31 protein-coding genes are annotated in these 24,665 nt (G+C 71.2%); 16 read left to right on the top strand and 15 right to left on the bottom strand.

Features of this window, described 5'->3' with window-relative positions; all coding sequences use genetic code 11:
• The first annotated feature begins 14 nt into the window (after window positions 1-14).
• Both L6E10_RS21165 and bla read left to right on the top strand, forming a co-directional pair.
• Complete coding sequence (locus tag L6E10_RS21165) at window positions 15-668, top strand: GntR family transcriptional regulator (RefSeq protein ID WP_236221253.1); 654 nt, start codon at window positions 15-17, stop codon at window positions 666-668.
• A 23-nt stretch (window positions 669-691) separates the two neighbouring features.
• A complete protein-coding gene (gene bla, locus L6E10_RS21160; protein WP_236221316.1) occupies window positions 692-1,573 on the top strand; it encodes a class A beta-lactamase in 882 nt (293 codons plus the stop codon).
• Here the strand turns inward: bla and L6E10_RS21155 are convergent.
• The gene (locus L6E10_RS21155; RefSeq protein WP_236221252.1) at window positions 1,566-1,967 is read right to left on the bottom strand and encodes an ATP-binding protein; all 402 of its coding nucleotides are present in this window, start codon (window positions 1,965-1,967) and stop codon (window positions 1,566-1,568) included. The genes bla and L6E10_RS21155 overlap by 8 nt on opposite strands.
• Before the next feature lie 82 nt (window positions 1,968-2,049).
• Entirely contained in the window at window positions 2,050-2,445 is a 396-nt protein-coding gene (locus L6E10_RS21150; RefSeq protein WP_236221251.1) for an ATP-binding protein, read from the bottom strand.
• 120 nt (window positions 2,446-2,565) lie between these two features.
• Between L6E10_RS21150 and L6E10_RS21145 the strand changes: the two genes are divergently transcribed.
• Window positions 2,566-3,732 (top strand): MFS transporter, encoded by a 1,167-nt coding sequence (locus L6E10_RS21145; RefSeq protein ID WP_236221250.1) that lies wholly within the window; start codon window positions 2,566-2,568, stop codon window positions 3,730-3,732.
• Between the two features lie 25 nt (window positions 3,733-3,757).
• Complete coding sequence (locus tag L6E10_RS21140) at window positions 3,758-4,309, top strand: copper resistance protein CopC (RefSeq protein WP_236221249.1); 552 nt, start codon at window positions 3,758-3,760, stop codon at window positions 4,307-4,309.
• Here L6E10_RS21140 and L6E10_RS21135 read toward each other — a convergent pair.
• From L6E10_RS21135 to L6E10_RS21125, 3 genes are all read right to left on the bottom strand, one after another.
• Window positions 4,259-5,446: an RNA polymerase sigma factor gene (locus L6E10_RS21135; RefSeq protein WP_236221248.1), complete on the bottom strand. Its 1,188-nt coding sequence runs from the start codon at window positions 5,444-5,446 to the stop codon at window positions 4,259-4,261. The two genes, L6E10_RS21140 and L6E10_RS21135, sit on opposite strands and share 51 nt — an antisense overlap.
• Window positions 5,446-5,793 carry a YciI family protein gene (locus L6E10_RS21130; protein ID WP_236221247.1) on the bottom strand — a complete coding sequence of 116 codons (348 nt, stop codon included), beginning with the start codon at window positions 5,791-5,793 and terminating at the stop codon, window positions 5,446-5,448. Before L6E10_RS21130 ends, L6E10_RS21135 begins: the two co-directional genes overlap by 1 nt.
• A gap of 170 nt (window positions 5,794-5,963) precedes the next feature.
• Window positions 5,964-6,254 carry an HPF/RaiA family ribosome-associated protein gene (locus L6E10_RS21125; RefSeq protein WP_236221246.1) on the bottom strand — a complete coding sequence of 97 codons (291 nt, stop codon included), beginning with the start codon at window positions 6,252-6,254 and terminating at the stop codon, window positions 5,964-5,966.
• A 379-nt stretch (window positions 6,255-6,633) separates the two neighbouring features.
• Between L6E10_RS21125 and L6E10_RS21120 the strand changes: the two genes are divergently transcribed.
• The 3 genes from L6E10_RS21120 to L6E10_RS21110 all read left to right on the top strand — a co-directional run bounded on the left by L6E10_RS21120 (window position 6,634) and on the right by L6E10_RS21110 (window position 8,210).
• Window positions 6,634-7,170: a hypothetical protein gene (locus tag L6E10_RS21120; protein ID WP_236221245.1), complete on the top strand. Its 537-nt coding sequence runs from the start codon at window positions 6,634-6,636 to the stop codon at window positions 7,168-7,170.
• A gap of 42 nt (window positions 7,171-7,212) precedes the next feature.
• Complete coding sequence (locus L6E10_RS21115; RefSeq protein WP_236221244.1) at window positions 7,213-7,482, top strand: hypothetical protein; 270 nt, start codon at window positions 7,213-7,215, stop codon at window positions 7,480-7,482.
• Window positions 7,483-7,691: 209 nt separating this feature from the next.
• Window positions 7,692-8,210 (top strand): lytic polysaccharide monooxygenase auxiliary activity family 9 protein, encoded by a 519-nt coding sequence (locus tag L6E10_RS21110; protein ID WP_236221243.1) that lies wholly within the window; start codon window positions 7,692-7,694, stop codon window positions 8,208-8,210.
• Here L6E10_RS21110 and L6E10_RS21105 read toward each other — a convergent pair whose 3' ends face one another.
• The 4 genes from L6E10_RS21105 to L6E10_RS21090 are packed head-to-tail and all read right to left on the bottom strand — an operon-like array spanning window position 8,211 to window position 11,769.
• Window positions 8,211-8,618 carry a DUF1992 domain-containing protein gene (locus L6E10_RS21105; protein ID WP_236221242.1) on the bottom strand — a complete coding sequence of 136 codons (408 nt, stop codon included), beginning with the start codon at window positions 8,616-8,618 and terminating at the stop codon, window positions 8,211-8,213.
• Window positions 8,615-9,529 carry a prolyl aminopeptidase gene (gene pip / locus L6E10_RS21100; protein WP_236221241.1) on the bottom strand — a complete coding sequence of 305 codons (915 nt, stop codon included), beginning with the start codon at window positions 9,527-9,529 and terminating at the stop codon, window positions 8,615-8,617. The genes L6E10_RS21105 and pip overlap by 4 nt, the downstream gene beginning before the upstream one ends.
• A gap of 40 nt (window positions 9,530-9,569) precedes the next feature.
• Entirely contained in the window at window positions 9,570-10,769 is a 1,200-nt protein-coding gene (locus tag L6E10_RS21095) for an MFS transporter (RefSeq protein WP_236221240.1), read from the bottom strand.
• Window positions 10,770-10,773: 4 nt separating this feature from the next.
• Window positions 10,774-11,769: an ABC transporter substrate-binding protein gene (locus tag L6E10_RS21090; RefSeq protein ID WP_236221239.1), complete on the bottom strand. Its 996-nt coding sequence runs from the start codon at window positions 11,767-11,769 to the stop codon at window positions 10,774-10,776.
• 181 nt (window positions 11,770-11,950) lie between these two features.
• On the opposite strand from L6E10_RS21090, the gene L6E10_RS21085 reads away from it, so the two are divergent.
• From L6E10_RS21085 to L6E10_RS21065, 5 genes are all read left to right on the top strand, one after another.
• Window positions 11,951-12,268, top strand: a complete 318-nt coding sequence (locus tag L6E10_RS21085; protein WP_236221238.1) for a hypothetical protein — start codon at window positions 11,951-11,953, stop codon at window positions 12,266-12,268.
• Window positions 12,269-12,323: 55 nt separating this feature from the next.
• Window positions 12,324-12,638, top strand: coding sequence for a hypothetical protein (locus tag L6E10_RS21080; RefSeq protein ID WP_236221237.1), 315 nt, complete (start codon window positions 12,324-12,326; stop codon window positions 12,636-12,638).
• A 63-nt stretch (window positions 12,639-12,701) separates the two neighbouring features.
• Window positions 12,702-13,670, top strand: a complete 969-nt coding sequence (locus L6E10_RS21075) for a C40 family peptidase (RefSeq protein ID WP_236221236.1) — start codon at window positions 12,702-12,704, stop codon at window positions 13,668-13,670.
• Window positions 13,671-13,934: 264 nt separating this feature from the next.
• A complete protein-coding gene (locus L6E10_RS21070; RefSeq protein ID WP_236221235.1) occupies window positions 13,935-14,882 on the top strand; it encodes a C40 family peptidase in 948 nt (315 codons plus the stop codon).
• Window positions 14,883-15,049: 167 nt separating this feature from the next.
• Entirely contained in the window at window positions 15,050-15,604 is a 555-nt protein-coding gene (locus tag L6E10_RS21065; protein WP_236221234.1) for a LysM peptidoglycan-binding domain-containing protein, read from the top strand.
• 96 nt (window positions 15,605-15,700) lie between these two features.
• Here the strand turns inward: L6E10_RS21065 and L6E10_RS21060 are convergent, their stop codons facing one another.
• Together L6E10_RS21060 and L6E10_RS21055 are read right to left on the bottom strand one after the other, a co-directional pair.
• Window positions 15,701-16,000, bottom strand: a complete 300-nt coding sequence (locus L6E10_RS21060; RefSeq protein ID WP_236221233.1) for an iron-sulfur cluster biosynthesis protein — start codon at window positions 15,998-16,000, stop codon at window positions 15,701-15,703.
• 731 nt (window positions 16,001-16,731) lie between these two features.
• The gene (locus tag L6E10_RS21055; protein WP_236221232.1) at window positions 16,732-17,376 is read right to left on the bottom strand and encodes a hypothetical protein; all 645 of its coding nucleotides are present in this window, start codon (window positions 17,374-17,376) and stop codon (window positions 16,732-16,734) included.
• A 188-nt stretch (window positions 17,377-17,564) separates the two neighbouring features.
• On the opposite strand from L6E10_RS21055, the gene L6E10_RS21050 reads away from it, so the two are divergent.
• The 4 genes from L6E10_RS21050 to L6E10_RS21035 are packed head-to-tail and all read left to right on the top strand — an operon-like array spanning window position 17,565 to window position 21,531.
• Complete coding sequence (locus tag L6E10_RS21050) at window positions 17,565-18,266, top strand: VIT family protein (protein WP_236221231.1); 702 nt, start codon at window positions 17,565-17,567, stop codon at window positions 18,264-18,266.
• A gap of 25 nt (window positions 18,267-18,291) precedes the next feature.
• A complete protein-coding gene (locus L6E10_RS21045) occupies window positions 18,292-18,516 on the top strand; it encodes a hypothetical protein (protein WP_236221230.1) in 225 nt (74 codons plus the stop codon).
• Window positions 18,517-18,523: 7 nt separating this feature from the next.
• Window positions 18,524-19,201, top strand: coding sequence for an HAD family phosphatase (locus tag L6E10_RS21040; protein ID WP_236221229.1), 678 nt, complete (start codon window positions 18,524-18,526; stop codon window positions 19,199-19,201).
• Window positions 19,198-21,531 carry a glycoside hydrolase family 65 protein gene (locus L6E10_RS21035; RefSeq protein WP_236221228.1) on the top strand — a complete coding sequence of 778 codons (2,334 nt, stop codon included), beginning with the start codon at window positions 19,198-19,200 and terminating at the stop codon, window positions 21,529-21,531. Before L6E10_RS21040 ends, L6E10_RS21035 begins: the two co-directional genes overlap by 4 nt.
• Before the next feature lies 1 nt (window position 21,532).
• Here L6E10_RS21035 and L6E10_RS21030 read toward each other — a convergent pair whose 3' ends face one another.
• The 4 genes from L6E10_RS21030 to L6E10_RS21015 form a co-directional block, all read right to left on the bottom strand.
• Window positions 21,533-21,865, bottom strand: a complete 333-nt coding sequence (locus L6E10_RS21030; protein ID WP_236221227.1) for an SgcJ/EcaC family oxidoreductase — start codon at window positions 21,863-21,865, stop codon at window positions 21,533-21,535.
• A 1-nt stretch (window position 21,866) separates the two neighbouring features.
• The gene (locus L6E10_RS21025; RefSeq protein WP_236221226.1) at window positions 21,867-22,568 is read right to left on the bottom strand and encodes an SDR family NAD(P)-dependent oxidoreductase; all 702 of its coding nucleotides are present in this window, start codon (window positions 22,566-22,568) and stop codon (window positions 21,867-21,869) included.
• Window positions 22,569-22,677: 109 nt separating this feature from the next.
• A complete protein-coding gene (locus L6E10_RS21020; RefSeq protein ID WP_236221225.1) occupies window positions 22,678-23,601 on the bottom strand; it encodes a LysR family transcriptional regulator in 924 nt (307 codons plus the stop codon).
• A gap of 48 nt (window positions 23,602-23,649) precedes the next feature.
• Window positions 23,650-24,621 (bottom strand): alcohol dehydrogenase catalytic domain-containing protein, encoded by a 972-nt coding sequence (locus L6E10_RS21015; protein WP_236221224.1) that lies wholly within the window; start codon window positions 24,619-24,621, stop codon window positions 23,650-23,652.
• Window positions 24,622-24,665: the final 44 nt, after the last annotated feature.

The raw sequence follows: 24,665 nt of genomic DNA, 5'->3' as shown, positions 1-24,665 counted from the left end.
CCTAGCGTCGGGGCGTGCCCGTCCCGCGCTACTACCAGGCCAAGGCCAAGCTCCTCGACCTGCTGAACGAACGGCAGGACAACACGCCGTTCCCCCCGGAGCGCGTGCTGTCCGACCTCTTCGGCATGTCCCGCGCCACCATCCGCAAGGCGCTGGACGAGCTCGTGCTGGAGGGCAGGCTCGTGCGCGGGGCGGGGCGCCGGGGCACCGCCGTCGCACCGCGCAGGCCCGTGCACCGGCTGGGCCTCGACGCCCTGGTCCGCGACGTCGCCACCCGCGAGTCGACCACGGTCCGGCCGGCGGCACAGGACCTGGTCGTCGTCGAATCGGTGCTGGTGCACGGCGACGAGCCGGTCGGCGTGCGGTCGGCGTCCCTGCGCGCCTCCCGGTTCCCCGGCCTCGCCCGTCTCTACGACCGCACCACCCCGCTGCCGAAGTTCCTCAGGGACACCTACGGCTTCGAGAGCGCCGCACAACCGCAGTGCGCGACCGCTCTGGCCACACCTCACGTCGCCGCCCGGCTGGGGGTCCGAGCGGCCACCCCGCTCCTGTCCGTCACGTGGCTGAGCCACGACCCGCGCGGCCAGGCGGTCGCCCGGTCGGCGGTCTTCCTGCGCAGCGACCGCGCACACCTCGCGCTGCCGAGATCAAATACGGTGGACGGGTGACGGATCGACGCGCAGTCCTGAAAATGCTCGCCCTCCTCCCGCTCGCCGGCTGCGCCACCCCACCGGCACCCCGGACCGCGGCACCGACCACGCCCACCAGCACGGCCGCCACGACCAGTGCGGCGCCCGTGCGGCACGACGCGCTGGTCGAACTGGAGAAGAAGTTCGACGCGCGCCTGGGCGTGTACGCGGTGAGCGACACGGGCAGGACGGTCGAGCACAGGGCGGACGAGCGGTTCGCGTTCTGCTCGACGTTCAAGGGTCTCGCCGCCGCGGCTGTCCTGCACCGCAACCCGATGGCGCACCTCGACACCGTCGTCACCTACACCGAGGCCGACCTCATGAAGAGCTCGGCGATCACCCGGCGGAACGTCGGGACGGGCATGAAGCTGCGCGACCTGTGCGACGCGGCGGTCCGCCACAGCGACGGCACCGCCGGCAACCTGCTGCTGCGCGACCTCGGCGGTCCCGCGGAGCTCACGAGGTACCTGCGCGAGCTCGGCGACACCGAGACCCGCATGGACCGGATCGAGCCGGACATCACCTCGGCCGTGCCCGGCGATCCGCGCGACACCGCCACCCCGCGCTCGCTCGGCACCGACTACCGGCGGCTCGTGCTCGGTGACGCCCTGCCCCGCGACAAGCGCGACTTCCTCAACGACCTGCTGGAACGATCCGTCACCGGCGCCAGGCGCGTCCGGGCCGGGGTGCCCGCGGGCAGCAGGGTCGCGAGCAAGACCGGCACCGGCTCGTACGGCACCGTCAACGACATCGCAGTCGTGTGGCCGCCCGGCCGGGAACCGCTGCTGATCGCGGTCATGTCCAGCAAGCAGGAAGCGGACGCGAAGTACGACGAGGCCCTCGTCGCCGAAGCCGCCGCCTACGTGGTCAAAACCCTCACCTGACCGAGGAGACGTCCGCCCACACGGTCTTGAGGTCGGGGAACCGGTTGTGCCCCCACACCTGCGCCAGGCCGTTGACCAGCAGCAGACCCCGCTGCCGGCGCCCCAGGAACCCGATCCGCCCGAGCTGCGGGAACCGGCCGGGCGTGCCGTCGTCGACCTCCACGCGCACAACCTCGCGCTCCGGCAGGCAGAGGATGCGGGCACGCCGGGGAGGGGCGGCGTGGTGGTACGCGTTGCTCACGAGCTCCGTGGCCACGACCATCACGTCGACCACGACGTTCTCGTGCATCCCCCGCAGGAGTCGACGAACCTCCGCCCGCACGTCGGCGAGCGGCAAGCCCCCCTCCGGTAGGACCAGGTCCAGTCGTTCGCTGGACCGTCCTGCGATACCCATCAGCCTCTCCCCGCGCCCTCTTCGTGCAGGGCTGGAGGTTCCATACCCACAGACGCGCAAATCGAAACACGGCGAACTTCACTCACAGCACCCTCGGCAGGTCCGCCCAGACCACGGTGCCGCCGTGGGCCCTGTCGACGCCCCAGCGGTCGGACAGCCGGGCCACCAGGACCAGACCGTACCCGCGCTGCGGCCGGGAGACCTTGCGCAGCGGCGGGTTGGCACGCGCGTCGTGCGCGATCTCGACGCGGATCCTGGACGTCTCCACGACGACGCGCAGGAACGACGGTTCCGACGTGTACCGGTACGCGTTGCTGACGAGCTCGTTCACCACCAGCAGCACGTCCGCGACCGCGTCGGCGTCCTCCCGCACCAGTTCCAGGCGCACCCAGCGCCGGACGGCCGCGAGCGACGGCCGTTGCCTGCCCAGGGGCAGGTCCGCCGCCTCACCCGTCCACGCTGCCTGGTCGCGAGCCAAACCGCTCCTCGGTCAGTTGATCAGTTCCGCGGGCGGTTACCCGACTACATCGACTTCCAAACCAACTGTTCACCGAACTGAACTACTCTCACGACTCCGCCGCACTCCAGGGGGAACCGCGTGCCCAGAACGCTGACGCTGCCGCTGATCGCACTGCTGGTCGTGCAGTCGGTGCACCAGATGGTCATCTCGCTCCTCGGCCCCGTCTCGATCGACCTCGGGCTCAGCGCGTCCCAGCTGGGACTCGTCTTCGCGGTGTCGTCCGCGGCGATCACCCTCGCCTCCCCGCTCTGGGGCCTGCTGCTCGACGCCGCCGGACCCCGTCCCGTGCTGGTCGCGGGCCTCGGCCTGGGTTTGTTCGGTCTGGTGGGCCACGCCGCCGCGGTCACGTTCGCCGCCGGCGAGACCCTGGCGCCCGAGGTGGCGTTCATCTTCCTGCTGGTGTTCCGCGGCTTCCTGTTCGGCGCCGGCCTCGCCGCCCTGCCGGTCGTCGCGCTGGCCGTCGCCGGCACCTCGGCCCCCGGGGTCACCGCGCGCACGACCGCCGTCGGTCTCGTCGGTGCGGCCCAGGGACTGGCCGGCCTGCTCGGCCCCGTCGTCGGCGGTGCTCTCGTCGTGGCGTCGTTGCAGGTGCCGCTCTACCTCGCACCCGTGCTCGTCCTGCTGGTCCTGGCTCTGGTGCTCGCCACGTACAAGCCCGGTGACCGTCCGCACGACGTCGCGCCGTCGCGGAGCTGGGAGCTGCTGCCCGCCTTCGGCATCGGCCTGCTGGTGAACCTGTCCCTCGGCCTGGTGCAGGTCGCCGCCCTCCACCGGGACGCGGGGCCGGGTGCCGTCGAGGGCGTGGTGCTCGCCGGGGGCGCCGGGCTCGTGCTGGCGCAGGGTCTGCTCGTGCCGTTGCTGAAGTGGTCCCCCGCGCGGCTGATGAAGGCGGGCACGGCGATCGCACTGGCCGGGTACGCGGTCGTCGCGGCAGTGCCGTCGCTGATGGCCTTGGCGTTCCTGGTGGTGTCGATCGGTGCCGGCTTCGCCCTCACCGGGTTCGCGGCGACGGCGTCGCTCGGGGTCGCGCCGCGGCACCAGGGGATCGTCGCCGGGCTGGTGATGATGACGAGCGGGCTGACGTTCGTGGCCGGGCCGGTGCTCAGCACCGTGCTCCACGAGGTGGGTCCGGTCGTGCCGGTGATCGCCGCCGGTGCGGCGGCCGCGCTCGCCGTGGCGCTGTCGTTCCTGCCCGTCGCGGCGTCACCCGTGCCGCGGACCGGTCCCGCGGACCTGCCGCACTGATCGACGAACCCATTACGCTGCGCACGTGAGGCGTTACTTCAGCGCGCTCGTGCTGGCACTGCTCGCCGCGACGGCCGTGGCCGTCCCCGCGCAGGCCCACGCCGAGCTCAAGAGCAGCAACCCGGCGTCCGGCGCGGCCCTCGACGCCCTCCCCCGCAACGTCGAGCTGGTGTTCACCGGCGCGGTCAGCCTGCCCGACGGCACACCGGTCACCATCACGGGACCGGAAGGCACCTCGTGGCCGGTGACGCAGGTGCACGCCCTCGACAACACCATCACCGCGACGATCGACCCGTCCGCGGCGAAGGCGGGCCCCCACACGATCGCCTGGCAGGCCAAGGCCGACGACGGGGACACCATCTCCGGCACGATCGCCTTCACCCTGACCGTCGCGGGGCAGCCGTCGTCGTCCGCCGCGCCGCCGCCGTCGTCGGTGACGCCGAGCGCGCCGGTGTCGAACTCGCCCTCGGCGGCCACGCCGCCGGAGTCCGGCGGCGTGCCGGTCTGGGTGTGGATCGTGGTCGCGCTAGTGGTCGTCGTCGGCGCGATCCTGCTGGTCCGCCGCCGCCAGGCCTAGCCTCCTGCGCAGCAGGTCGCGCTCGGCCGGGTGGTCCGCCCGCTCCAGCGCGGCCTCCAACGCCGGCACGGGGTTCTTCCCCAGGCGTTGCAGCAGGTCTGCGCGCACGGCGTGGAACAGGTGGTAGCGGTCGAGGTCGAGGGCTTCGACCTCGGGCAACGCGGCCGCGGGTCCCTCCACCTCGGCGACGGCCACGGCCCGGTGCAGTGCGACGACCGGGCTGGGCGCGATCGCCATCAGCTGGTCGTAGAGGGCGACGACCTGGTGCCAGTCGGTCGGCGGGTCGCTGTGCACGGCGTTGACGGCGGCCTGGAGCTGGTAGGGCCCGGGCCGGTTCCAGCGCAGGCAGCGGCGCACGAGGTCCTGGCCCTCCGCGACCAGCGCGGCGTTCCACAGCGACCTGTCCTGGTCCCGCAGCAGCACGATCTCGCCGTCGCGCAGCCGTGCCTCCCGGCGTGACGCGACGAGCAGCATCAGCGCGAGCAACCCCCACACCTCGGGTTCGTCCGGCATGAGCTCGGCGAGCACCCGGCCGAGCCGGATCGCCTCGTCCGCGAGGTCCGCCCTGTCGAGCCAGCCCTCGTTGAAGATCAGGTAGACGACGGCGAGAACGGCTTCGAGGCGTGCGGGCAGGTCGGCGTCGCGCGGCACCCGGTACGGGATGCGGGCCGCCCGGATCTTGCCCTTCGCGCGCACGATCCGTTGCGCCATCGTGGTTTCCGGGACCAGGAACGCCCTGGCGATCTCCGCCGTGCTCAGGCCGCCGAGCAGCTTCAGCGTCAGCGCGACCCTGGCCTGCGGCGCCAGCGAGGGGTGGCAGCACGTGAAGATCAGCCGGAGCCTGTCGTCGGGCACGTCCCCCACCTCCTCCTCTTCCGGTTCGTGCGCGAGCAGCGCCGCCTGCGCGTGCTTCTCCGCGCCCTTGGCCGCGCGGCGCAGCCCGTCGACGGCGCGGTTGCGGGCGGTCGTGATGATCCAGCCCGCCGGGGACGCCGGGACGCCGTCGACCGGCCACCTCCTCACGGCCGTGGCGAAGGCGTCCTGCACCGCGTCCTCGGCGAGGTCGATGTCCCCGAGGACGCGGGCCAGGACGGACACCGCCCGGCCGTACTCGGCGCGGAAGACCTCCTCGAGCATCAGACCGCGATCGGCCTGACCTCGACCGCCAGCGGGCTGAGCACCCCGGCGAGCCGGCGGCCCCATTCGAGCGCCTCGTCGAGGTCCTCCGCCCGGATCACCGTGAAGCCGCCGATGTGCTCCTTGCCCTCGGTGAACGGGCCGTCGGTCATCAGCACGTCGTCACCCTCGGCCCGCAGCACGGTGGCGGTCGACGGCGGGTGCAGGCCGACGGCGAACACCCACGCCCCCTTGGCCCGCATCTCCTCGTTCAGCGCGGCCAGGTTCTCCATGATCGGGTCGAGCACCTCGGGCGGAGGAGCCTCCCCGTCGGGCTGGTAGATGCTGAGCAGGTACGTCTGGGTCATCGTGGTCTCCTTTCCCCCCTTGTACGAACGCGGCGGCCCGGATTCGACACCTCGGCGGCCATGATTCCGCCGTTGGAGGTGTTCCGCGCAACCGGCGGGCCGCGGCTCCGCGACGAGGGTGCAGCGGTCCCACCACCCGGCCCGCCGGGTGGTGGGGTCGGCTCGCGGGGTCAGTGGTGCGCGAGCACGCCGCTCATCGAGACGAGCTGCCGCCGCACGCGTTCGCGCACCAGGTCGATCACCTCGGTGACCGTGCCCGCCTCCGCGTACGCCTGCACCTCGACCCACTTGAGGTCGAGCCGGGCGTGCGCGTGGATCACCGACCTGTCCGAGGTCAGGTTGACCCACGCGAAGTCGATCCGGTCCGGCGCGTAGCGGTCGAGCGACCCGATGCGCGCGGACGCGTAGTCCCTGGCCTGCTCGGGGATGGACGTCGCGAGCGAGACCTGGATGTAGTCCATCGACACCTGCCTCCTCCGGGGCGCGCGGCAGCGCCACGCGGCCTGCTGCCGACGGTACGAGCTCCGCCGCACCGCCGAACCGGGCGTTGGTCCCGACAGCGCGGGGACTTCGTCCCGGTGTCAGCTCTCCGGTGTCAACTCCCCGTCGTCACGGCGGAGACCCGCTGGTCGAGCTGGTTCCGGGTGGGCGACCCGGTGAGCAGCTCCACCGAGGCGGGCACAGTCGCTGTCGGCCCGCCCGCCCGTTCGCGGCGCTGGACTACATTCGCGGTGCGCCGGGATCCCCCCGGCGCTTTGGAAAGCACCACTCGAACGCGCCTTCGTCGTGCCGCGCGGGCCGGCCCGCGGCGGAGAAGGCCGAAGAGGAGGCCACGCCGGCATGACGGAGCCGTGGAACCCGCTCGACCACGTCCCCGAGGAGTTCCCGAGGACCGAGGACGGCACGAAGTGGGCGCAGAAGCTGTGGCTGAACGTGCCCGGCCCGTTCTACACCGGTGAAACCGACACCTGCTGGACCGGCAGGCTGTCGGCGCCGCGTCACGTGCTCTACGGCGGCCCCCACCTCGCGGAGTTCGTCTACCGCCAGCCCAAGACCCCCGAGGAGGTCGACTGCCTGGTGGACGCCGCGTGGGACGACCCCCTCGACGGCTACGCCTGCGACGGCGACTCCCGCTGGACACCGGACGCCGTCCGCGACTGGTGGCGCGGGCGGGACGAGGTCGCCGAGCACGTGACCGCGCTCGCCCGGAGGTGGGAGGCCGGCGGAGCCGACCCCTACGACCTCGACGCGGCCGGGGGTGCGCGTGACTTCCTCGCCTACCTGGCGGGCGAACTGGAGACCGACCTCCGCGCCTACGTGTTCCGGCTCGAGAACGGGCGCTACCCCGTCACGGGTGACCGGTTGCCGATGCTCTGAAAAGCGTCGTCCCGCGGCTGCCCGGCGTGGGACAGTCGGTGTGTGGGGAAGCGCGAGATGGACGACGAACAGCGCGAACGGATGCGCGAGGTCAAGCGCTTCACGGTGCGCGGACTGCTGTGGAACAGCGCGTTCCTGGCCGCCGCGATCGCCCTGGGCGTGCACGTGTACGACGACTGGACGGCCTACCTGTTCTGGGGCCTGGTCAACCTCGTGATGACCGTCGTCGTGTTCGTCTCGCACTGGCGCTACATCCGGCGCGGACCGTTCCCGCGGCTGCCCGCGAACCTGCGCGACGAAGCCCGCCGCTGAGCGCGGCACCCCGGAACTCGCCACGGCACCACCACTTCGGCGATCGACGCCTCAGCATCGGCGTTGTACGAAGCTGCCCGGAGAATCCTTTCCCGCCTGATCCACCAGCACACCTTGTGGCACCGCGATTACGCGCGGTATGGTCTAGACCTTCAGTCGCCGCCGCGATGTAACGGGAGCAACTCAGACATCAAGGCAAAGGAAGTCACATGAAGAGTGGACGCAGGGTTACTGCTGCCATGGCCGGCGTTCTCGCCGCTCCGTTGATCGTCGTGGCTCTCCCGACCGGTACCGCGAACGCGCACGGCTACGTGTCCGCCCCCGCCAGCCGTCAGGCGCAGTGCGCCAGCGGCGTCGTGAAGGACTGCGGGGCGATCCAGTGGGAGCCGCAGTCGGTCGAAGGTCCGAAGGGCCTGCAGAGCTGCCACGCCAACCTGTCGCAGTTCTCCGTGCTGAGCAACGACAACAAGGGCTGGAGGGTCCACAGCACCGGTCGTTCGGTGACGTTCAACTGGACGTTCACCGCCCGCCACCGCACGCGCGACTACGACTACTTCGTGGACGGCCGCAAGGTCGCGACGTTCAGCGGCAACAACCAGCAGCCGCCGGCCACCGTGTCGCACACCGTCAACGTGGGCTCCTCCGGCAGGCACAAGGTCCTGGCCGTGTGGAACATCGCTGACACGCCGATGGCCTTCTACTCCTGCATCGACGTCAACGCGAGCTGATCACGCACCGCGTGAGGTCCCCTTCCTCTCACGCAGCAGCTCGTCGACGTCGAACGGCATCAGCGCCAAAGGCGGGCCGGACAACGGTTTCCGCAGCGCTTCGAGGATTTCCGCGTTCACCTCGCCGATGATCGCGCGCGCCTCGTCGTCGGTCCGGGCCGCCAGGGCACGCGCCCTGGCGGTCTCGGCCCGCTTGCGCAGGACCAGGGAAGGGGGCAACCCTGTCGTGCCCTCTTCCTCCCGGACCTTCCTCCTGATCCACCAGTCCTCTTCGAGCGCTTCGCCCGCGCCCGGCAACGGTTTCCCGGCGCTCGGCAGGTTCTCGAACTCGCCGCGCTCCTGGGCCTCGCGGATCTGCCGGTCGACCCACGTCTCGAAGTCCGTGCCGTGCGGTTTCCGCTGTGTCATGGGGAGAACCTCCTGACCGCGGCCTCGATCGCCTCCCGGAAGGCGGGGCTGCCCTTGTGGCCGCTGTCGTCCACGATGGTCAGTTCGGCGTCCGGCCACGCCCGCGCCAACGCGTAGGCGGTGTCGGCGGGGCAGCTCAGGTCGCGCCTGCCGTGGACCAGCGCCGCGGGGATGCCGGCGAGCTTGCCCGCGCCTCCCAGCAGGTCGCCGACGAAACCCTTGCGGGCGTAGTAGTGCGTGATGATCCGCACGAGCGCGATCACGTCGTCGTCCGGCCTGCCCGAGAACACGTCCGGCTGGCCGAAGTCCTCCAGCGACAGCACCGCGTCCTCCCAGCGGCACCACTCGGCGGCGGCCTGCTCGCGCACCTGCCGGTCCGGGCTCTCCATCAGGTCCGAGTACGCGCGCACCACATCCGGCGCGTCGCCGACGTGCGCGCTGAACCTCGCCCACGCCTCCGGGAAGAAGCGGGAAACGCCCCCGTAGAGCCAGTCCAGTTCGCGCTCCGACGCGAGCGTGACCGCGATCAGGACCATCTCGGAGACGCGTCCGGGGTGGCGCTGCGCGTAGGCGACCGCGAGGGTCGTGCCCCAGGAACCGGCGTACACCAACCACTTCTCGACGCCCAGGTGCTCGCGGAGCTTCTCCAGGTCCGCGATCAGGTGCTCGGTCGTGTTGACGCTCATGTCCGCGGCAGGGTCGCTCGCGTGCGGGGTGCTGCGGCCGCACCCGCGCTGGTGGAGGACCACCAGCCGGAACCCCGGCCCGAGGGCCTTGCGGGCGCCCTGCGACGGGGCGCCGGGGCCGCCGTGCAGGAACACGGCGGGCTTGCCGCCGGGATCGCCGACGGTCTCCCAGTAGACCTGGTTGCCGTCGCCGACGTCGAGCATGCCGTGTTCGTAGGGCTCCACGGGATCGAGCGTACCGAGCGGCACCGACGGCGGTCCCCCTTCAGGAGGCCCGTTCCCAGTCGACACCTCTCGCTCGTGAAGCGACGAGCACCCACAACGCCACCACAACTCCCGCACCACCGGCGACGACCAGCGTCAGCCGCGGACCGATCACGTCGATGACGAGACCACCGGCGACGTACGAGACCGCCGCCGCCACCCCGATGCCGCCGTAGAAGTTGCCGAACACCCGGCCGGTCCGATCGGCGGGCACGAGCCGCTGGATCAGCGTGCTGTGCGCGACGTCCATGGCCGCGATGCCGAACCCGCGCACGGCCTGCAGCGCGAACGCCGACGCGACGCCCCACGCGAGACCGGTGAACAGGTTGCCGGCGCTGCTGATCAGGAACCCGGTGACGAGCAGCGCCACCATGCCCCACCGGCCCGATCCCCTGGCCAGCAACGCGTACCCCAGCAGCAGGCCGACGCCGACGGCACCGAGCACGACGCCGGCGATGCTGTCCGGCTCGCCGAACACGCCCATCGTCAGCTGCAGCACCGCGACGTCGTCGATGGCGGTGCACGCGACGACACCGCAGAAGCCGAGGAAGAGGATCCGCAACGCCCGGTTGCGCCGGATCTCGCCCACGCCGGCCCTCACGTCGGCGAGCACCGACTCCCCCGGCCCGCCCGGCACGACGAGCTTCGGCAGGCGCAGCAACAACAACGCCGACAGTCCGAACGAGACCGCGTCGACGAGCAGCACCCCGCGGACGTCCAGGAACGTCAGGAGCACGGCGGCGAGGAACGGCCCGATCACGTCGGCGCTGTTGGACCCCAGGCCCAGCGCGGTGTTCGCCTGCCCGAGGTCCTTCTCGGCGACGAGGCTCGGCACCGCCGCGCGCGAGGCCGGGACGAAGATCTGCCCGATCACGGCCCGCACGCCGACGAGCGCGAGCAGGACCGGCAGGGGCGGCAGGGTGAATGCGATGACCGCGAGCAGCACGCCCTGCGCGACCTCGCAGGCGACCATGACCGTGCGGCGGTCGAACCGGTCGCTGATCAGGCCGGTCAGCGGGCTGAGCAAAGACGGCGCGAAGTCGCCCACGAGCAGCAGCGCCGCCACCGCGATGGCTTTCCCCAGCACGGACTGCACGTGCACCATCAGCGTGACGAGGCTGAGGGCGTCCCCCACAACGGAAACGACCCGTGCGGTGCTGAGCACGCGCAACGGGCCGTTTTCCTTCAGAAGCGTCAGCACACGACTACTTTGCCAACACCTGGTCCAGCTGGTCAGCCAATTTGTTCATGATCGCGGCGTAGGACGCGTAGCTCAGCGGCGCGACCGCGTTCCACTCCACGAACCGGTTGGCCTGCACGGCGGGCAGGGCCTGGAAGACCGGGTGGCCCTCCTTCATCTTCTCCGGGTCGAGCACGTGCTGGCGGGTGTCCCACATGATCACGTGTTCCTTGTACGTGCCGGAGTTCTCCCACGACAGCGACTGGAAGTAGCCGCCGCCCTCGGCGTCGGGCTTGTCCGGGGTGAGCAGCGGCAGGCCCAGCTCCTTGACGTACCAGTCGAGATCGGGGTTGCGGGCCGGGACGGCGACGTAGAAGAGCTTCGGGTCGGCACCGACGACCTGGATCTTCTGGTTCGCGGCCGTCATCTTCGCGCCGATGTCCTTGAGCCGCGCCGCGGCCTTGTCGAACGCCGCCTCGTCGGCCTTCACCTTCGCGGACTCGGTGTCGGCGCCGAGCGCCTTGGCGAGCTCGCGGAAGCGCTTGACGCCGTCCGGCAGCTGGATCTTCGACTGGCCGATGCCGACGGTCGGGGCGACCTTGAGGACCTTCTCCTCGAACTCGGCCGTGAGGTGCCAGAGACCGCTGACCTCGGGGTAGTAGCCCGCGACGACCAGGTCGGCGTTCAGCGCGGCGAACTTCTCGAAGTCGATCTCGCCGTAGCCGGGTCCCGTGACGTCGGTGACCTGGCTCGGGTCGATGCTGCCGGCCTCGGGGTCCGTCGTGCCGTCCGCGCGCTTGAGCGGGCCGAACGTGCCGACGACGTTGATCCCGTAGTCCTTGAGGGCCCCCGCGGCGGACACCTGCGCGACGACGCGCTCCGGACGCTTCTCCGCGGTGACCTCCTTGCCACGATCGTCCTTGAAGGACCACTGGCCACTTTGCTGCTGCTCCGCGGGAGCGGTTCCACCACACCCGGCCACTAGGCCGAGCACCAGAACCGCGGCGATTGTCCTGCGCACCTGTCCACCTCCTGATTAGGCATGCCTAACCTATCAAGGAGTCCCGGCAAAACGGGAATCGAGGCTCGGTTGTCACCCTGTGGAACCGCGTGATGACAGCAAGTTCCAGCGGTCCGGTGTCGATTTCGGACTCCTCACTTCGACGTCCTGGCAGGAGCAGGTTCCGGATCGGAGGGCCGACATGATCGCCACGCTCATCGCCGCACTGGCCGAGGAAGACCACGCCGAGGACGACGGCGCGCTCGCGCCCGACGACCGGCTGACCTGCCACGTGCACGGCCGGTGGATCCACCAGTGCGTGTCGTCGCCCGTGCACGTCAACCCGGTCACGCGGCACCGCTGGTGCCGCGGCTGCGACACGCCGCTCGGTGTCGTGGTCGACGAGCTCGCCGGCGACGTCTCGATGCGCTGCCCCCGCTGCGGGCACGGGAGCAGCGCCGCCACCGTCCGCCTGATCGCCGCGTGCCGCGCCTCGATCGAGGCACACCGGGCGGCTTGATCCACAACGTGGACCGCACCGGTCGGCACAGGTCCCGGCTCCGGCCGACGTGGTGGTGGACGTCGAGTCCGACAGGCCCGTCCTCGTGGCCGAGGAACTGCTCGTGGCCCTTGACGCCACCAGCCACCACACCTTCCGGTGGCACCGCACGCCTGACCGGGTGAGACCGGTCGGATCCACCCGGAGTTCCGACCTGGCGGACGACGACTCGAACTTCGGCCCCGGCGTGAACGCCGCCGACAACTGGAACTTCAGCGCGGCCGCCGTGTGCCTGCAGGAGGTCGCCGTGGTGCCCGTTCTCGGCGACTGGGTCGGCGACCACGTGAACAACTGCTCCAACGGCACCGTGATCGACCACTCCGGGAGCTGAACCGCGACGGCCGTTCGGCCGTACGCCTCCTCAGAAGCCGATCCCGACTCCTGAGGAGGCCGCGTGCCCGGCCGTGCTGCAAGGACCACTGCCCTGGCCGCCGTGATCGCCGCGACGGTGGTGTCGATGCCCTCGGCGCACGCCCAGCCCGCTGACGACGCGCTGAAGGTCTACACGGACCTCACCCGCGAGGCCGAGAAGCTGAGCCAGGACCACCTCAAGGCCCAGAGCGACCTCGCCGCGGCGAACGCGGCCGCCGCCACCGCCACCGAGGCGGAGAAGAAGGCGCTCGCCGAGTCCGAGCAGTTCCGCGGCCAGGTCGACACGCTGACCGAGGCGTCGTTCGAGGGCGCCCGCTTCACCAACCTGTCGGCGATGCTCACGTCGTCGTCCCAGCAGGACTTCCTGGAGCGGATGCAGGCGATGCAGATCATCGCCGCCGACCAGAACGAGGCCGTGGTGCGCCTCGACGCCACCCTGTCCGCGGCCCAGAAGGCGCGGACCGACGCCACGAACGCCGCCTCGGCCGCCGAGAAGTTCGCCGCCGACGTGTCCACCCGCAAGGTCGCGATGGACCAGCAGGTCTCCACCGCGCGGGCCAAGTACCGGTCGCTGAGCGCGCCGCAGAAGCAGACCCTCGCGGCGCCCACGCCCAAGGTCTCCGTGCCGGTGCCCGCGGGCGCCGCCGGCACGGCGCTCAACTTCGCGCTGGGCGAGCAGGGCAAGCCGTACGTCTTCGGGTCGAACGGGCCGAACTCGTGGGACTGCTCGTCGCTGATGCAGGCCGCCTACCGGGCCGCCGGGGTGTCCATCCCGCGCACGACGTACGACCAGGCGAAGGTCGGCCGCTCGGTGACCCGGGGCGCGGTCGCGCCCGGGGACCTCGTCATCTACTACTCGGGTCAGTCACACGTCGCGATGGTCGTGGACGCCACGCGCGCGGTGCACGCGTCGACCGAGGGCGTGCCGGTGAAAATCGCGAACATCGACTCCATCGGACCCATTTCGGTGATTCGTCGCGTAGTCGGGTGACGCGTCTCTCCACCCCGCGATAAGGCGACGTAGACGACTGTGAGAGCGTGCTGACCGGGGAACCGCTGGGGAACCGGTGCTGGACGGGAACAAGGTCATTCCGTAACCTGTCCGAGACCTTCGGCCCAGCAGTTAACCCACTCGGGGCACACGCCAAGGTTGCTGCCTTACGCGGAGTAGTTCTCGCGGGGGCGGCTGCCGGAAAAAAGGAGGACCCGCGACGTGGTGTCGCAACCCTCACGCCGTACCGTGCGTGGAGCACTCGTGGCGACCGCAGCGGTCGTCGCAGCATCCCTCCCCACGGCCCCGGCCACCGCACAGCCGAACAACGCGGCGGACGCGCTCAAGAAGTACAACGAGCTGTCCGAGCAGGCTTCCAAGCTCAACCAGGACCACCTGAAGGCCCAGGACGACCTCAAGGCCAAGCAGGGTGAACTGGACAAGGCCAAGGGCGACCTGGCCAACGCGCAGAAGGCCGAGGAGACCCTCCGCGGCCAGGTGGACCTCCTCACCGAGGCCACGAACTCCGGCGCCAACTTCAGCCAGATCTCCGCGCTGCTCGTGAGCGACTCGCAGCAGGACTTCCTCAACCGCATGTCGGCCATCAACATCCTCGCGGCCGACAACGCCGAGGCCCTGCAGAAGCTGACCGACGCCGTCAACGCGGCCGACGCGGCGACGAAGTCGGCGAACGAGGCCACCGAGGCGTCGAAGAAGCTCCTGGCCGAGATGGACCAGAAGAAGGCGGACCTCGACAAGCAGCTCTCCGAGGCGCAGGCGCAGTACCGCTCGCTCAGCACGACGGTGAAGAACCAGCTCGCGCAGTCCGGCGACATGTCGAACATCTCGGTGCCGGCGGGCACCGCGGGCCGTGCGCTGCAGTTCGCTCTCAACCAGCGCGGCAAGCCCTACGTCTACGGCTCCAACGGCCCGGACTCGTGGGACTGCTCCTCGCTGATCCAGGCGGCGTACCGCTTCGCGGGCGTCTCCATCGGCCGCACCAGCTACGCGCAGGCGGCCGCGGGCCGTCCGGTCAGCCGCAGCGAGGTCAAGGCCGGCGACATCCTGGTGTACTACTCCAGCCAGTCCCACGTGGCCATGGCCATCGACGGCATCCGCGCCGTGCACGCGTCCACCGAGGGCGTGCCGGTGAAGGTCGCCGACATCGACTCGATCGGCCCGGTCACCGCGATCCGCCGCATCGAGGGCTGATCCCGCTTCGCGCGAACGCCTCCTGCCCGACGGGCGGGAGGCGTTCTGCTGTCACCCCAGCGGGTGCACGTGCCCTCGTGACCCGGCGGGATGCCCGCCCCTTGGTTAGGTTTCCGCTTCGGGCACCGCCGGTCCGGCGGTCGTCATCGTCCGAAGTGGAGCGTCCAGTGGACACCTTGCAAGCCGGTCAGGAACTCACCCGCGGCCAGCAGCTCGTCACCACCAACGGCTACAAGCTGACGCTGCAGGACGACGGCAACCTGGTCCTGTCGGAGAACACCGGCACGGTGTGGGCCAGCGGCACCGACGGCAAGGGCGCCGTCCGCGCCACGCTGCAGGACGACGGCAACTTCGTGCTCTACGCGGACGGCGACAACGCCGTCTGGTCGACCGGCACCATGGGCAACTCAGGCGCCCGCCTGGTCCTGCAGGACGACAGGAACCTGGTCGTCATCGGCGGCGACGGCAGCCCGAAGTGGGCCACGAACACCAACACCGACTCGCCCCAGACCGCTCCCGAGGCACCCGCCGCCGCTCCGGCTCCGGCTCCGGTCGAGAGTGCCCCGGCCGTGCGGACCTACGAGGTGCAGAGCGGCGACTCGCTGTGGGCGATCGCGCAGAACCACTACGGCGACGGCAACCGCTACGGGGAGATCGCGGCGGCCAACGGCATCGCGAACCCCGACCTCATCCACCCCGGTCAGGTGCTGACCATTCCCTGATCACGGGGACCGCGGGCAGAACGGAACGGGCCGGTCCCTCGCCGCGGGGACCGGCCCGTGCGCACGTCCGGCGTCGGCGGACGCCCAGCCTCTTCTTCAGACCTGGGGGTCCTGGCGCGCGATCGCGAAGGCGGGGTTGCCCTGCTCGTCCTGGCGCACGTCCAGGACCTTGTCGTCCAGGTACTGGGCCGCCGCCGGTTCCATCATGACCCTGGCGCCCGCCGGGGCCGCCACCACCTCGTCGCCGTCAACGGCCTCGCTCAGCGACAGTTCCAGAGCCGCCTGGTCCTGCTCGGTGGCCAGGGCGAAACGCAGGCCGATGTCGTCGTTGGCGCCCTCGGACTGTGACGTCAACTCGTTGATGACCTCGGCGGCCATCGGCGTCACTTCGAGCATGTCGGCCCCTTACATCGGAAACAAGAAACTCGTCCGGTGTTCCCGGCGGGTGGCGGGTTCAACCACCGCTCACCGAAGTCGCAGGCAGATGGCCTGATCGGGGGACGGCGAGCGGGATTCACGGCCTGTGGCCCGACGGTGGGTGGAGGATCGGCGCCGACGGCGCGGAGTGCGGGTCCCAGGCCACACCGGGCGATGCGCAGCAGGATTCACGGCCTGTGGCCGACGGTGGGTGGAGGATCGGCGCCGACGGCGCGGAGTGCGGGTCACCAGACCACACCGGGCGATGCGCAGCGGGAGCGGGGCCTGTGGCCGACAGTGCGGACGGAGGATGCGGCGACGGCGACGCGAAATGCGGGTTCCAGACCACACCGGACGACGGGAAGCGGGGAGCCACGGCCTGCGGCCGGCAGTGCGGGTGAAGTCCGGCACCAGCGACGAGGAGTGCAGGTCCGCGGACCACCAGGGCCCGTGGCCGACAGAGGGATGAAGGATCCGGCGCCGACGACGCGGAATGTGGATCCTCAGGCCACACCGGGCGACAGGACGCGGGGAACCACGGCCCGAGGCGGACAGCGTGGGCGAACGGTCCGGCGCCAGCGACGCGGAACGCAGGTCTCAAGGCCACATCGGGCCGCGGGGAGCCACGGCTCGTGTCGGGCGAAGCACAGCAGGCCGTGCCGCCCCTACCGCCCTCCCCCGGCACGGCTTCACCGAAAACCCGCAGGCCCTCAGGCCACCCGGTGCGTCGGCCGCGCCACCTCGTTCCGCACGTGCCCGCAGGCCGAGCAGACGCGGGGCACCGGCACCAGCTCGGCGACCAGCCGCCAGGAGTCGGCGAACGACGGCACCTCCTGCCCCGGCACGAGCAGGCTGTCCAGCACCTCCTGCCGGCGCCGGCCCTTCTCGCGGCTGCGCTCGACCGGGTCGCGGCGGTGGGCCAGGGCGCGGGACTCGGCGCGGGCCCGTTCGCCCTCCGAGGTCAGGCCGGAGCTGCGGCGCGGGGCGTGCAGGGCGGCGTTGCGGCGGTTCACGCGGTACCACTCGCCGAGGCTGACGCCCTTCAGCGGCGGGCTGGCGAGGCCTGCGCCGTCCGCCGTCCAGGTGCGGAGGCGGGCTCTGAGGAACTCGTGGGCCACCTGCGTGCGGGAGCGCGGGGCGCCCTGGCGGGTGCCGTCGGGCTTCTTGTCGACGGCGATCAGGAGGGCGTCGACGCTCCAGCCCGCGGCGAACCACGGCTCGAGCAGGCGGCGGACCCAGCGGCGGTCGGCGTCCGGCCAGGAGGCGCGCACGCACAGGGACTCGACGGCGACGTCCACGTCGGCGGTGGTGGACGGCACCACGCGGCCCGGCCAGCGACGGGGTTCGATCTGCATCGGGACTGACCTCCTTGAGCACGCACACGAACACCTGTTCGACATGCTGCCACGCGGGTCTGACAAAAAATGAACACCCAAGGCCTGACCAGGCAAAACTCACCCGAACAGCAGAGCGGCAGCGGTGTGAACACCGAGGACGGCGTGGCCGCCCGAAAGCCGCGCGGCGGCGACGCTAGCCTGCGGAAATGATCCACCCAGAGGCCCACGACGAGGTCACCGGCGACCGGATGAACTGGCTGCGCGCAGGCGTCCTCGGCGCGAACGACGGCATCGTCTCGACCGCCAGCCTCGTGGTGGGTGTCGCCGGTGCCACCACCGACAGGACCCAGATCCTCGTGGCGGGGCTCGCCGGGCTCTTCGCGGGCGCGATGTCGATGGCGAGCGGCGAGTACGTGTCCGTCAGCAGCCAGCGCGACGCCGAACGCGCCCTGCTCGCCCAGGAGCGGCAGGAGCTCCGCGACATGCCCGAGGAGGAGCTGCAGGAGCTCAAGGAGATCTACGAGGAGAAGGGGCTCGACGAACCGACGGCGCGGGAGGTCGCCAAGCAGCTCACCGAACACGACGCGCTGGGCGCCCACGCCGAGGCCGAGCTGCACATCGACCCGGACGAGCTGACGAACCCGTGGGGCGCGGCCATCGCGAGCTTCATCGCCTTCACCATCGGCGCGTTGCTCCCCCTCGCCGCGATCACCTTCACGCCCACGAGCCTGCGGGTGCCGGTGACGGTCGTCGCCGCGGTCCTCGCCCTCGCGCTCACCGGTTTCGTCAGCGCGCGGCTGAGCGGGGCGGGCAAGCGGCGCGCGGTCGTCCGCAACATCGCGGGCGGCCTGATCGCCATGGGCGTCACCTACGCCATCGGCTCGCTCGTCGGCCAAAGCATCGGATAGGACCGGATTGGGTACAGAGGCGGGCATGAGCGAAGAACGCGGCGCCTACGTCCCGCAGGACACCGAGAGCTTCGAGGGCCTCGACGAGGACAACCTCCAGAAGGACCCGCTCGAGGAGGCCATGGACCCGCCGGAGGACTGGTCGGGGTCCACCAAGTACGGGATGACCGAGTACGAGCAGGCACACCCGCGTCCTCTCGACGAACGGCTCCGGGAAGAGCGCGGCGACATCGACGAGACGGGTGCATGATCGCGTCATGAGCCTCGGCATCCCGGAGAAGATCACGGCGTTGCTGTTCGACCTCGACGGCGTGCTCACGAGCACCGCCGTGCTGCACCGCCAGGCGTGGCGGCAGACGTTCGAAGCGATGGGCCAGCCGTTCAGCGAGCAGGACTACCTGGCGCACGTGGACGGAAAACCGCGCTACGACGGCGTTCGCAGCTTCCTGACCTCGCGCGGCCTCACGCCGTCCGAGGACGAGGTCCGCCGCATCGGCGACCAGAAGAACGACCTGGTGAACGCGATCATCGACGAACAGGGCATCACGCCGTACCCCGCGTCGGTGAGCTACCTCGAAGCGGCCAGGGCGGCCGGCCTCCCCATCGGCGTCGTCACGTCCTCCGCCAACGCCCTGCGCGTCCTGCGCGCGGGCAACCTGCTCGACTACGTCGACGCGCTGGTGGACGGCAACGTGATCATCTCGTCGAACCTGCGCGGCAAACCGGCGCCGGACTCGTTCGTCGAGGGCGCCCGGCGGCTGAAGACGGCACCGGAGAACGCCGCCGTCTACGAGGACGCGCTCGCGGGGGTCAAGGCGGGGCGCGACGGCGGCTTCGGCTTCGTCGTCGGCGTCGACCGCGGCCACCAGGCGGACGCCCTCAAGGCCCACGGCGCCGACGTGGTCGTCGACGAGCTCGACGAGCTGCTGTCATGAGCTACGCCGTCGAACCGTGGCAGCTGCGGTGGCAGGGCCTGTCCGTGGACCACCTGCACCAGACCGAGTCGACGTTCGCCCTGTCCAACGGGCACATCGGCATGCGCGGCACGCTCGACGAGGGCGAGCCGCGCGGACTGCCCGGCACGTACCTCAACGGCTTCTACGAGGAGCACCAGCTGCCGTACGGCGAGGGCGGCTACGGCTACCCCGAGGCCGGGCAGACCGTCGTCAACGTCACCGACGGCAAGATCATCCGGTTGCTGGTCGAGGACGAGCCGCTGGACATGCGCTACGGCACCGCGGTCGAGCACGAGCGCACGCTCGACTTCCGCACGGGAACGCTGCGCCGCCGCACGGTCTGGGAGTCCCCGACCGGCCGCCGGGTGACGGTGCGCAGCGAGCGGCTCGTGTCGTTCACCCAGCGCGCGGTGGCGGCCATCCGCTACGAGGTCGAGCCGGAGGACGACCTGCAGCTGGTCGTGCAGTCGGACCTGCTCGCCAACGAGCCGATCAAGAGCCGCAGCAACGACCCGCGCGTCGCCGCCGCGCTGGACTGCCCGCTGGTCAACGACTTCACGATGGCGGAGAAGTCGCGGGCGGTGCTCTGCCACCACACCAAGGAGTCCGGTCTGCGGATGGCCGCCGCGATGGACCACGAGGTCCAGGTCACCCGCTCCGCCAACGAGCTGCACGACGAGCCGCGCACGGAGATCCGCGCCGAGGACGACCTGGCCCGGTTCACCGCGGCGGTCGACGTGCCGGCGGGCGGGCGCCTGCAGCTGACCAAGTACCTCGCGTACGGCTGGTCCGGCCAGCGGTCGACCCCGGCGCTGCGGGCGCAGGTCGAGGCCGCGCTGGCCGGTGCGTGCCAGACGGGCTGGGACGGGCTGCTCAAGGAGCAGCGGGCGTTCCTCGACGACTTCTGGGACGTCGCCGACATCGAGGTCGAGGGCGACGACGCGCTGCAGCAGGCGATCAGGTTCGCGCTGTTCCACGTCCTGCAGGCCGGAGCCCGCGGGGAGACCCGCGCCATCCCCGGCAAGGGGCTGACCGGGCCGGGCTACGACGGCCACGCGTTCTGGGACACGGAGATGTTCGTGCTCCCGGTGCTCACCTACACCGTGCCGGACGCCACCCGCGACGCGCTGCGGTGGCGTCACTCCACCCTGGACAAGGCCCGCGAACGCGCGGAGGTGCTGGGGCTCAAGGGCGCCGCGTTCCCGTGGCGTTCGATCAACGGTGCGGAGTGCAGCGCGTACTGGCCGGCGGGCACGGCCGCGTTCCACGTGTCCGGCGACGTCGCCTACGCGACCCAGCAATACCTCAACGCCACGGGCGACGAGGACTTCGACCGCGCGGCGGCCACCGAGATCCTCGTGGAGACCGCGCGGCTGTGGACGTCGCTCGGCCACCACGACCCGCACGACGGGTTCCGCATCGACGGCGTGACGGGCCCGGACGAGTACTCGGCGATCGTCGACAACAACGTCTACACCAACCTGATCGCCCAGCAGAACCTGCGGGCCGCCGCGGACGCCGCCGAACGCAACCCCGGTAGTGCCACGGAGGAAGAGATCGCGGCCTGGCGCCGTGCGGCGGACGCGATGTCCATCCCGTACGACGAGATGCTGCAGGTGCACCCGCAGGCGGACAACTTCACCAAGCACGCGGAGTGGGACTTCGAGAACACCCCGCAGGACAAGTACCCGCTGCTGCTGCACTACCCGTACTTCGACCTCTACCGCAAACAGGTCATCAAGCAGGCCGACCTGGTCCTCGCGATGCACGTGCGCGGCGACGCGTTCACCGACGAGGAGAAGGCCCGCAACTTCGCCTACTACGAGGCCCGCACGGTGCGGGACTCGTCGTTGTCGGCGGGCACGCAGGCCGTTCTGGCGGCGGAGGTCGGGCACCTGGGGCTCGCGTTCGACTACCTGGCCGAGGCGGCGTTCACCGACCTGCACGACCTGCACGGGAACGTCACCAACGGCCTGCACATGGCGTCGCTCGCGGGAGCGTGGACGGCGCTGGTGGCCGGGTTCGGCGGCATGCGGGACCACGGCGGCGAGCTGACGTTCGCCCCGCGGATCCCGGACGCCCTGAGCCGCTACTCGTTCCGGATGTGCTTCCGGGGCACGAGGATCTCCGTGGAGGTGGCCGGGAACGAGGCCACCTACCGGATCGTGGACGGCACGCGGCTCGAGACCCGGCACCACGGCGAGCCGATCACGATCACCGCGGACGCGCCGGTGACCATGCCCATCCCGAAGGCCCCCGACCTCGAACGGCCGAAGGCACCGTTCGGGCGGGAGCCCCGCAGGCACTGAACTAGAGGGCGGAGACCTGGTAGTGCGCTATCAGGTCTCCCCTCACCAGCACGCCGAGGCGCACGTTGCGCGCCGGCCGGTCGGTGAACGAGAAATCGACGTTCACATACCCGAGAACGAGGTCATCGGCCAGCCGGCGCGTTTCCAGCACCTCGTACTCGGCTTTCAGCCCGAGGGGCTGGGAATCGTAATAGGCGGCGACAGCGGCCTTTCCCACCCCGTACGGCTGCAAGCCCTGGAAAATCGCGTCTTCGGTGAAGTTCGCGGCGACGCCCTCGGGGTCGTGCGCGTCCACGGCTCTTTTCCACCGCTCCAGTACGTCTTCGAGCGCCATGTCAGTGCCCCGCGCTCTGGCCGCCGTCGACGTGCAGGACCTCGCCCGTCACGAAGCCGGCCTGTTCGAGGAACGTGACCGCGTCGACCACCTCGGAGATCTCGCCGATGCGGCCGACCGGGTGCAGCCCGGCGAGCGCCTCGTGGGTCTCCGGGGCGTGCATCGGGGTCTTGACGATGCCGAGCGCGATGGTGTTGAAGCGGATGTCGCGCGCCGCGTACTCGACCGCGAGCGACCTGGTGACGGCGTTGAGACCGCCCTTGGTCAGCGACGCGAGGGCGGAGGGCACGGCGGAGAGGGCGTGGTCGACGAGGCTGGTCGAGACGTTGAGGACGTGGCCGCCGTTCGTCTCCATCGCCTTGACCGCGCTGCGGGTGATGTCGAAGAACCCGACCAGGTTCGTGCCGGTGACGGCGGCGAAGTCCTCGTCGGTGTACTCGGTGAACGGCTTGGCGACGAAGATGCCGGCGTTGTTCACGAGCGAGTCGACCCGGCCGAACCGCGCGAGCGCCTCGCGGACCACCCGTGCGCCCTCACCGAGCCGGGCGAGGTCGGCCCGGATCGTGAGCACCTCGGGGTCGTCGGAGGCGCCGATGGACCGCGACACCGCGACGACCGAATAGCCGAGCTTGCGATAGGCCGGGACGAGTGCCGCACCGATTCCTTGCGACGCTCCCGTGACGATGGCCACCTTGCTGGTCATTTTCCTGCTCGCTTTCCGAAGGAGGTGAAGTGGGACTGACAGCCACAACGGCGAGCGCCCGCGAGTTCATTTCGAACAATCGCGACCCGTTTCCTCCTTCGTGGGAGGCTCAGCCTCCCAGTGCGCGGTGGGGGTCGTCGGCGGGCAGCCACACGCCTCCACGGCGCAGTCCCAGGTCCCCCACCTCCCGCACGATCGCCTCCGCGGCGGCGACCACGTCCGCGCGGTCCTCGTCCGCCCGGCGCACCAGCGACCACGTCCAGAGCACCTCGGGGTCCACGACGGGCCGTCGCACGAGGTCCGGTGGCAGCGGCGCGGTCTGGCCCTTCGGCGAGTTGAGCACCGGCGTCGTGCACACCCGCACGTGGTCGAAGAACGCCGGCCCGGTGATCGCGCCGTTGTGGATGCGCCGCACCACGGCCCCGGTGTCCCGGGCGAACTCCTCGGCGTAGTCGTTCCACGACTGCCACGACGTGACGTCGTCGTCCACCAGCACCGCGATGTCCGCGGCCCGCACCGGGCTCGTGCCGGTGCCCACGGCGACCGCGTAGAGCCGGTCGGCACCGAGCAGGTCGGCACGCAGGCCGAGCCGCGCCGCGTCCGCCGCGCGGATCCAGCACACGGCCAGGTCGAGGCTGCCGTCGGCCACCCGGGCCGCCTGCTGGTGCGACGGCACCACCCACGCGTCCACGTACAGCTGGGCGACCCCGGCGGTGCGCCGCGCGAGGTCCGGCGGCAGCCAGTTCACGTACCCGATGCGCACCGGCCGCGATCCGGAGAGCTGGCGCGCGTGCCGTCGCAGCTCGTCGGCGCGGTCGAGCAGCGCCCGCACCTCGGGAACCAGCGCGGCTCCGGCGGACGTCAGGGCGACCGTGCGGCGGTCGCGCGTGAACAGCGGCACGCCGAGGTCCCGTTCGAGCGCCTTGATCTGCTGCGACAACGACGGTCCCGCGATCAGCAGGCGTGCCGCGGCCCGGCCGAAGTGCAGCTCCTCCGCGACCGCGAGGAAGTACCGGAGTTGGCGCAGTTCCACGCCCCGCATCCTAGGAGGCTCGGGCCTCCCGGCAGGGGGAAGCACGGTTCACAGCTCCAGCACCACCTTCACGTCACCCGGCCGGTGCTCGAACGCCGACGCGAACTCCTCGAGCGGCACCCGCCGGGTGATCATCGCGGACAGCCACTCGTCGTCGGCGCGGTCGAGCACGGCGGACGCCTCCCGGTAGTGCCGCACGTTCGCGTTGACGGTCCCGAACGTGATCCCGTTGCGCAGCACCAGGTCGCGGTTGATCCGGCCGACGTCCGCCGGCAGCACCTCGGCGGAGGGCACGCCGGTCAGGCACACCAGGTCGCGCCCGAGCAGCCGGGCGACGAGCGACGGCGCGCCGGTCGCCTCGATCACGACCTGGTGGTCCGGCAGCGTGCGGTGGTACGTGGCGCCCAGCGACTCGACGAGCGCGGGCTTCGGCCCGTCCTCGGCGAGGTCGTGCACGTGCACGTCGAGCCCGCGCTGCACCCCGACCAGCGCCGCCAGCAGCCCGATCGGCCCCGCGCCGGTGACCAGCACGCTGTCGAACGGGAACAACGCCAGCCGGTCGAGCCGCTCCCAGGCCTTGACCACCACCGACGCCGGCTCGACGAGGACGCCCGCCGCGGAGCTGACCGCGACGGCGTACGAGGCCGGGACCGTCCACAGGGTGGAGCCGTAGCCGTCGAGCCCGGTGATCCCGCGCTCGGTGTACCGCCCGTTCCTGCACATGTCGAACTCGCCGCGCGCGCACGCGACGCACGGCACCGGGTCCGGCCTGCGGACCACTCCCGCCACCAGGGTCCCCGGTGCGAAGCCCGGCCCGCTGATCACCCGGCCGAGGGACTCGTGCCCGATCACGAGGGTCCCGCCGACGCCGAACTCCCCGCGCACGATCTCGCGGTCCGTCCCGCAGATCCCGATGGCCAGCCCTTCGACGAGCAGCTCTTCCGGTCCCGGTACGGGATCGGGCAGATCGGCCAGGTTCAGCGACCCGGCTCGTGCAAGATCCACAGTCAACGCGCGCATGAAGACCATTCTTGACACATGAACACGAACGCGCCGACTATGAG

It is taken from the genome of Lentzea sp. CC55, from assembly GCF_021056325.1.
Taxonomy (GTDB): Bacteria; Actinomycetota; Actinomycetes; order Mycobacteriales; family Pseudonocardiaceae; genus Lentzea; species Lentzea jiangxiensis.
The sequence above is the reverse complement of the archived record's forward strand: the minus strand, read 5'-3'. Positions and strand labels throughout refer to the sequence as shown.